Genomic DNA, 1,123 nt, shown 5'->3' with positions numbered 1-1,123 from the left:
TTCTCAGCCCAAATCCGTTTTCCATCAAGTAAAGTTTCAAGTGGTGTACGACCACAGCACATTTTTCCTTGATGAGTCCGTTCAGTATTATAGAATTTCAGCCAATCGTCTAGATCAACTTGTAATTCTTCCAATGAGCTATAAAGCTTCTTCCTAAACGTAATTTGATAGAACTCCTGCAAAATCGTCTTATGGAAACGCTCACAGATACCATTTGTTTGCGGCGAAGCTGCTTTTGTCTTCGTGTGATCAATATCATTAACTGCCAGATACAACTCATAGTCATGTTGTTCTACCTTACCGCAATACTCAGTACCTCTGTCTGTGAGGATGCGAAGCATTGGTAAGTCCTGAGATTGATAGAATGGCAACACACGATCATTGAGTAAATCAGCCGCTGTAATCGGTGTTTTTGTTGTATAGAGCTTGCAATGAACGACCTTACTATAAGTGTCGATGAATGTTTGTTGGTAGATTCGTCCAACACCTTTGAGATTCCCGACATAAAAGGTGTCTTGCGCGCCTAAATAGCCTGGATGAGCTGTTTCGATTTCACCACAAGCAACGTCATCCTCATGCTTACGTTCAAGTGCCGCAATCTGCTGATCATTTAATTCAATACCATCCTGTGCCACTTTAGCCTCAAGTGCTTTTAAACGCTTCTTAAAGTTTTCTAAATCATGACGAAGCCATATAGAGCGAACCCCACTCCCTGAAACGAATACACCCTTCTTGCGTAATTCATTACTAGTACGGTGCTGACCATATGCGGGATATTGAATTGCGAAATCAATAACAGCCTGTTCAGTAGCATCATCTACACGGTTTTTTAAATTTGGTACTCGACGGGATTTATTGATCAGTGCGTCAATATCACCAGACTTCACTAACTCTTGATAGCGATAAAATGTATCTCTTGAAACACCCATCACTTTGCATGCTCTGGATACATTCTGAAGCTCTTCAGCTAAATTGAGCAGACCTACTTTGTGTTTAATGATTTGATTGTTAGTATGCAACATAAGAAAGTTACCTTTGTTTGATTAAGATTTCGACACCTTTATCAAAACGGGTAACTTTCTCTTTTTCAAGAAGAATGTACGATCAAGTCTGAACTAATACA

General features: G+C 39.7%; 1 protein-coding gene. It reads right to left on the bottom strand.

Translation table 11 applies throughout. The annotated features are described in order from the left end of the window. Nucleotides 1-1,022: IS481 family transposase (locus NI461_RS14025; protein WP_253157850.1), on the bottom strand; the 1,022-nt coding region annotated here is incomplete at its 3' end. Nucleotides 1,023-1,123: the final 101 nt, after the last annotated feature.

It is taken from the genome of Acinetobacter sp. S4400-12, from assembly GCF_024129495.1.
GTDB lineage: Bacteria > Pseudomonadota > Gammaproteobacteria > Pseudomonadales > Moraxellaceae > Acinetobacter > Acinetobacter lwoffii_C.
Note: the sequence above shows the minus strand (reverse complement) of the source record. Positions and strands in the feature narration are given on the sequence as shown.